The following is a 7,184-nucleotide window of genomic DNA, read 5'->3' as shown; positions in this document are numbered from 1 at the left end:
CCTATTTAAGTGATGTGCTGAAAAGGTTGCCGACACATAAAGTGACTCAGATTGAAGAATTGCTACCACACCGCTGGAAACCTAAATCGAATTAAAAAATAGGCATGGGGTTCAGCGGACGCTTACAAATGTGTGACCAAATTTCAGACCATAGATCATGGCATCATTGTCTGAGACACTTGCAAGACCTGAAATATGAGATTTTTCAGTATTCGATGGTTTTGAGAGTTTCATATAATACAGGCCAGTCGCTAGAAAATTGTTCGGGTTAAATTTATACATCATACCTAAACCTAAACCTCGATAGCCATCACTTGGGTTTAAGGTAGACACCGCATTTCCTGTCCCGTTGTCCCAAATAAATTCTGCAGCAGCGAGCCAACTCGGATTAAATTGATGTGCAATCCCCAATTTTCCTGACCATTGATCTTTTTGATATTCCACCAATTGGATATCAGCTAAATCACGGTATTGTGGATCGAGTGCTGCGTATTGAAGCACGGCATTAAACTGCGGTGGCTGAATGTTGAAATCTTTCCAATTAATCCACCGAACTGTGCCATATACAACATTGTGTGGGCTAATGGCTGTTTGAAAATCAAAATTGACGCTTTGTGGCGTTTGAATGGAGGTATGGGTGTCTGGTACTAATTGAAAAGGACCATTTGAATATAAAGTTGATTCAGAGGTCGTATTTTCATGTTTGATTTTTGAACGATAGGTTAGGCTAGTTTTAATAGCATATTCAGGGATTTGATAGCTTAAACCGAGCAGCCAACCAAGCGCTTCATTTTGTTTAAAATCGGCATGGTAGCCATTGAGAGCAGCATATTGTTGCCCAGATATTTTTAAATCAGCCTTAAATGTTTGTAGGCTTAAACCGCTATAAATATTCCAATTTTTATTAGGTTGATAGCCTACCAGCCCAGTTAGGTTATGCGTTCTAAAGTTAATATCGGCGCTTTCAATATCGATATTTGAGCCATCTGGTAAGCGTGGACTATATTGATAACTGATATCGGTATGAAAGGGTTGTTCATAAATCACCCCCGCAGAAATATTTTCATGCGGTTGAATTTTAAGTGCAAATTTCCCAGAAAATTGTTGATGGGCGAGATTCCCTGTAGAAAAATCAGTGATGCCCAATTCACTAATTAAGCCTTGATTCAGAACTTTGCCGTCAACTTGAGCATCGACATAAGCGAAACTGACTTCAGTATAATTTCCGGGTTCAAGAAAGGCCGAGATCGATTGATCTGAGTTTTCTATCCCTGCTGCATACATGATTTGTATGGGGCAGACGATACCGACTGCCACTGCGACGAATTGATTTTTCATAAAGTCCTGGCTTATGGGTCGGAAGTAATGAGGTTTTAATTTTTATTGTGTTGGATGTATTTTAATCACAATTAAAAATAAAGCCAAGAAAACTTAGATAAAATATGTGTTTATCAAAAAAAGAGGACAGCAGGTGTCCTCTTTAATTCGTCAATTGGCCTATCAGTCTTCTGGGTAAGCGACTTTTTTCAACGCTTTGATGTCAGCATCTGGTGAACATAAAGAAATAAACTCATAGCCATAGCCACGTAGCAAATGTCCTTTGCGAACAGCAATCCAAGTGGTATTAACACCAAAAATATCGGTAGGAATTTGTTTTAAACGGTAATCACGTTCTGGGTCATATGCCACATCGTTGACAATACCCACTCCCATATTAAGTTCAACATAGGTTTTAATAACGTCTGCATCAAGTGCGGACATCACGATATCAACATCAAAGCCTGAATCTTCAAAGGCTTTATCAATTTTTGAACGACCTGTAAAACCACCGTGATAGGTAATAATTGGATAGTTCGATAAATCTTCAATGGTGATATTTGATTTTTGGGTCAGTGGGTGCTCTTTAGGCGTAATGATGCTGTGTTGCCAGTTGTAGTAAGGCACGCTTGCCAGGTTATCTTCATTGGTTAATGATTCGGTTGCGATCCCGATATCCGCTTCACCTTGAAGGAGCATTTCTGTAATTTCAACAGGGCTTGCTTGTTGCAAAATTAGATGAACTTTTGGAAATTCTTTTTTAAATTGGTTCACAATCGGCGGCAAGACATAACGTGCTTGCGTATGTGTGGTCGCAATCGTCAATGTCCCTTCATCTACTTTGTTGAAGTCATCTGCCAGACGTTTAATATTATCTGCATCTACGAGCATGCGTTCAACGATACCCAATAATGATTGGCCTGGTTCGGTTAAACCGAGTAGACGTTTACCTTTACGGATAAACAGCTGTACACCAAGTTCATCTTCTAGATCTTTGATGTGTTTACTCACGCCAGACTGCGAGGTGTAAAGTGCAGCAGACGCTTCTGTTAAATTAAAATTCTGACGTACGGTTTCTCGAATAATTCTTAATTGTTGGAAATTCATAATTTTATTTTACCTTAAAAGCAAGTGGGGCTTGTGAAGGCCCCAACTTATTGTTTTATGCAACTTGGTTTTCAAATAAATGCAAGTTCGTTGCACTTAACCATACCGTTTGATTTGGGCGGAATTGATGCGCTTTCGCTTCATCAGCCGTTAATGAAATTTCGATCAGATTGCCTTGGCGGTCATGCAGTTCAGCAATGACTTTACCTGCAATCCAAAGCTCACGTACAAAAGTCGCTTGGATGGCATTTTCTTGCGGTTGTGCATGAATACGCAGTTCATCCGGGCGAGCGAAGGCAATGACATTGCCTTGCGGCGCATTGGCGTTTTGTGGCAACAAAATTCGGTCTTCACCAATTTGTATTAGGCCATTGCTATTTTGACCTTCAAAACGGTTGGCTTGACCTAAAAAGTCAAATACAAACGGTGTTGCAGGTTTTTCATAAACTTCACGTGGCGAGCCAATCTGTTCTACGTTGCCTTTGTTCATCACAATGATTTGATCGGCCACTTCAAGCGCTTCTTCTTGGTCATGGGTCACGAAAATAGAGGTGATGTGGAGTTCGTCATGCAAGGTACGTAACCAGCGGCGTAATTCTTTACGAACTTTGGCATCCAATGCACCAAAAGGTTCATCCAGTAATAACACACGCGGTTCAACCGCTAATGCACGTGCAAGGGCAATACGTTGGCGTTGACCACCTGAAAGTTGTGCAGGGTAACGGTCAGCCAAGAAACCAAGTTGAACAAGATCAAGCAAACGAGTAACCCGCTTTTTGATCTCGGCTTCAGATGGACGTGTTGCACGTGGGCGTACGCGTAAACCAAAAGCAATGTTGTCAAACACGGTCATGTGGCGGAACAGTGCATAATGCTGGAATACAAAACCAACTTCACGTTCACGGACATGAACTTTAGTGGCATCTTCACCTTCTAAAATCACTTGACCGCCATCGGCAGATTCAAGACCGGCAATGATACGGAGCAGGGTAGTTTTACCACAGCCTGATGGGCCAAGCAGCGCAACGAGCTGGCCATCAGGAAAATCTAAAGAGATATTTTTAAGTGCATGGAATGCACCAAAGTGTTTTTCAATATTTTTTACTTGAATACTCATGAGGTCATTCCTTAAGAAACTTGTGAATCTTCTTTACGCTTGTCTTGTCGTTCCTGACGTAGTTCAACCCATGTTTTTAAAATCAGGGTGACAATCGCCAAGAGTGCTAATAGTGAAGACACAGCAAAAGCAGCACTAAAGGTATATTCGTTATAAAGGATTTCTACGTGTAGCGGTAAGGTATTGGTTTCGCCGCGAATGTGACCTGAAACCACAGAAACAGCACCAAACTCACCCATTGCACGTGCATTACATAGAATCACGCCGTAGATTAAGCCCCATTTGATATTTGGAAGGGTCACTTTCCAGAAAGTCTGCCAGCCTGAAGCACCCAATACGATAGCTGCTTCTTCTTCCTCAGTCCCTTGAGCTTCCATTAACGGAATTAGCTCACGTGCCACAAAAGGAACGGTAATAAACACAGTAGCAAGGACAATGGCTGGAACGGCATACAAAATTTTGATGTCGTTATCCATTAGCCAGCCGCCTAACCAACCTTGAGTACCAAAAATCAATACCAACATTAAGCCAGCAATGACTGGAGAGACTGAAAATGGCATATCAATAATCGTGGTTAAAATAGATTTACCACGGAAATTAAACTTGGCAACACACCATGCCGCAGCTACACCAAACACTACGTTTAGCGGTACGGCAATCACAGCGGTCAGTAAGGTCAGTTTCACTGCTGATAATGTGTCTGGATGAACCAGTGCTTGGAAGTAAACGCCAACACCTTGTTTAAAGGCTTCAACGAAAACCAAAACCAAGGGCAAAATCAGGCAGCTCGCAAAGAAAATCAATGCAATCACTATCAGTGTATAGCGTACCCATGTTGGTTCACGCGTAGCATCACGCGACTGTAATTTTTCCGCAAGCGCATTACTATTCGTATTCATCGTGCAGTTCTCCCTGTACGGCGACTTGCCCATGCTTGAACCAAGTTAATTAAGAATAAAATGGCAAAAGAAATCACCAGCATCACGACTGCAATCGTGGTCGCGCCTGCATAATCGTATTCCTCAAGGCGAGAGATGATCATCAATGGGGCAATTTCAGTTTTGAAGGGTTGGTTACCTGCGATAAAAATCACCGATCCATACTCACCCACACCGCGTGCAAAGGCCAAAGCAAAACCTGTTAACAGCGCAGGAAATAGAATAGGTAAGATCACTTTGGTCACGATCTGAAAGCGATTTGCACCCAATGCTGAAGCTGCTTCTTCAAGTTCAGTTTCTAGGTCGCTCAGTACAGGCTGTACAGTACGAACCACAAAAGGAATACCAATAAAGATGAGGGCTAAGGTAATACCGATCGGGGTATATGCGACTTTAATGCCAATAGGTTCAAGGTACTGACCGATCCAACCAGTCGGTGCATATAACGAAGTCAATGCAATACCCGCAACGGCAGTTGGCAATGCAAAAGGTAAATCAACCAAGGCATCGACAATACGTTTACCGGGGAAGGTATAACGAACTAAACACCATGCTAAGAGCAAACCAAAAACCACATTGACTAACGCAGCAATAATGGCGGCACTAAAACTCAGTTGTAACGATTTTAAAATACGTTCTGAGCTTAAAATTTCCCATAGTCCGTCCCAACCGATACCTAACGATTTAATAAATACGGCCGAAAGGGGAATGAGCACAATTAAGGATAAATACGCTAGGGTAAAGCCTAGAGAAAGACCAAATCCTGGCAGCACTCGGGATCGCTGCGACATGATGACTCCTCAAAATGAGAAAAGCTGACTTAAAAGGTCAGCAAAATTGAATAAATGATTTTGCGACAAGCTTAATGCTCAGTACTTAAAAAGCAAATTGAAATAAATACTTGTTTTCATCAGTAAAGCTGATATGTTTCATGTGGTTTTCTGAAATTAAGTAATTGAAAATTTCAGGAAACGGTCCAAAACCTGATGCAACATTAATGTGACCCACAGCACCCATATTCACAGGGTAAAGCTTCCAAGCATCAGCAAGTTGTTTTGCATCTTCAAAGCCAAGCCAAGGATCATTTTCACTAATCAACATCGTTGTCGGCACACGAATAGTTAGCTGATGAAAAAATGCTTTGTAATCCGTTGTACTGTCGCGTGCAAAGCCGTTTTCTCCAAAGCGTGCTGGATTGGCTGGCGCAACCAAAACTAAATTTTTGATTTTTTTATTAAGTTCTGGATACAAGGCCAATGCTGCCACCGTGGTTAAACAACCAAAGCTATGCGCCACAATTTGAATTTCACCCTGTAAAGGTCGTACGGTTTGAACGAATTGTTTAATCCAGTCTTTTAGTACAGGATGATTCCAGTCTTTTTGCTGAACACGAGAGCTAGACATGAGCTGACGTTGTAACCAAGATTGCCAATGTGCGTGTTCACTACCGCCTACACCCGGGACAATTACTGTATGTGTCATGTCAAGTTCTCCTGATTCAGTCAATGAATGGTCTTATTTTCCATTGTTGGCTTTGACGATTTGGTCAAACACGCCGCCATTTTCAAAGTGTGCTTTTTGGACTTTATCCCAACCACCAAATTCTTTATCAATGGTTACGAGTTTAAGTGGCTTAAAGACTGATGCGTATTGTGCAAGCGTTGTAGCGTTACGTGGACGGTAAAAGTTCTGAGCTGCGATTTGCTGACCACGTGGTGAATAAAGGAAGTTTAAATAACCTTTGGCTAAATAAAGATTGCCTTTTTTCTCTGCATTTTTTTCTAAAACAGCAACAGGTGGCTCAGCTAAAATTGAAAGTGAAGGGGTCACAATTTCAAATTTACCCGGTTGTTCACGAATCGCTAAATGTGCTTCATTTTCCCAAGCCAGTAATACATCACCAATGCCACGTTCAGCAAAGGTCGTAGTCGAACCACGTGCGCCTGAATCGAGTACTTTGGTGTTTTTATAAATCTTACGGACAAATTCTTGAGCCGTTGTATCATTACCACCCGCTTGATGTTTTGCCCACGCCCATGCAGCTAAATAGTTCCAACGCGCACCGCCTGAAGTTTTCGGGTTTGGGGTAATAATACCCACGCCTGGTTTAACTAGATCGCCCCAATCTTTAATCGCTTTTGGGTTGCCTTTACGGACTAAGAACACAATCGTTGAGGTATATGGCGTTGAGTTTTGTGGAAGTTTCTTTTGCCAATCTGCAGGTAAAAGTTTGGCTTTTTCTGCAATCACATCAATATCCGCTGCAAGTGCTAAAGTCACCACATCGGCATCTAAGCCATCAATGACTGCACGCGCTTGTTTACCTGAACCACCGTGAGATTGTTTAAAATTAATTTTTTGACCAGTACGGCTTTCCCAGTATTTACTGAAGTCTTTATTCACACTTTCATAGAGTTCACGCGTTGGGTCGTAAGATACGTTTAAAAAGTCTTTTGCAGCTACGCCAAAAGAAACTGTCGAGATGACTGCAGCAAGAACACCCAATTTTAATTTTGCGGAAATACTCATGTGGACCTCAATAATTTTTACTTTGTCTGTAACATGGGTGAAGAATAGCGCCAATCTTTATGCATAAAAAATAATTAAAAACGAATTTTATATGAATAAAAAAGATAACAGGTGTGTATACGAAAAAAAAGCATCGACCTTATGCGAAAGGAAGATGCTTTTCTGTATTTAAAGCA

Annotated in this window: 8 protein-coding genes; 1 reads left to right on the top strand and 7 read right to left on the bottom strand. The window is 41.5% G+C overall.

Annotated elements, in window-relative coordinates; translation table 11 throughout:
* On the top strand, positions 1-95 hold a 95-nt coding region (locus FTU83_RS13585), incomplete at its 5' end, for a transposase domain-containing protein (RefSeq protein WP_179993438.1).
* A gap of 16 nt (positions 96-111) precedes the next feature.
* Here the strand turns inward: FTU83_RS13585 and FTU83_RS13580 are convergent.
* The 7 genes from FTU83_RS13580 to FTU83_RS13550 all read right to left on the bottom strand — a co-directional run bounded on the left by FTU83_RS13580 (position 112) and on the right by FTU83_RS13550 (position 7,008).
* Positions 112-1,338, bottom strand: a complete 1,227-nt coding sequence (locus FTU83_RS13580; protein WP_257222625.1) for an OmpP1/FadL family transporter — start codon at positions 1,336-1,338, stop codon at positions 112-114.
* 162 nt (positions 1,339-1,500) lie between these two features.
* Positions 1,501-2,424 (bottom strand): CysB family HTH-type transcriptional regulator, encoded by a 924-nt coding sequence (locus tag FTU83_RS13575; RefSeq protein WP_078190345.1) that lies wholly within the window; start codon positions 2,422-2,424, stop codon positions 1,501-1,503.
* Positions 2,425-2,479: 55 nt separating this feature from the next.
* Positions 2,480-3,541, bottom strand: a complete 1,062-nt coding sequence (locus tag FTU83_RS13570; RefSeq protein ID WP_078190344.1) for a sulfate/molybdate ABC transporter ATP-binding protein — start codon at positions 3,539-3,541, stop codon at positions 2,480-2,482.
* An 11-nt stretch (positions 3,542-3,552) separates the two neighbouring features.
* Complete coding sequence (cysW, locus tag FTU83_RS13565) at positions 3,553-4,440, bottom strand: sulfate ABC transporter permease subunit CysW (protein WP_168378041.1); 888 nt, start codon at positions 4,438-4,440, stop codon at positions 3,553-3,555.
* On the bottom strand, positions 4,437-5,270 hold the full coding sequence (gene cysT / locus FTU83_RS13560) for a sulfate ABC transporter permease subunit CysT (RefSeq protein WP_078190342.1): 834 nt from the start codon (positions 5,268-5,270) through the stop codon (positions 4,437-4,439). The genes cysW and cysT overlap by 4 nt, the downstream gene beginning before the upstream one ends.
* Positions 5,271-5,355: 85 nt before the next feature.
* On the bottom strand, positions 5,356-5,961 hold the full coding sequence (locus FTU83_RS13555) for an alpha/beta hydrolase (RefSeq protein WP_180106867.1): 606 nt from the start codon (positions 5,959-5,961) through the stop codon (positions 5,356-5,358).
* Between the two features lie 33 nt (positions 5,962-5,994).
* Entirely contained in the window at positions 5,995-7,008 is a 1,014-nt protein-coding gene (locus FTU83_RS13550) for a sulfate ABC transporter substrate-binding protein (RefSeq protein WP_180106869.1), read from the bottom strand.
* Positions 7,009-7,184 lie beyond the last annotated feature (176 nt).

This window comes from Acinetobacter sp. YH12152, from assembly GCF_013418285.1.
GTDB lineage: Bacteria > Pseudomonadota > Gammaproteobacteria > Pseudomonadales > Moraxellaceae > Acinetobacter > Acinetobacter amyesii.
This window is presented reverse-complemented; position numbering and strand designations above follow the sequence as displayed.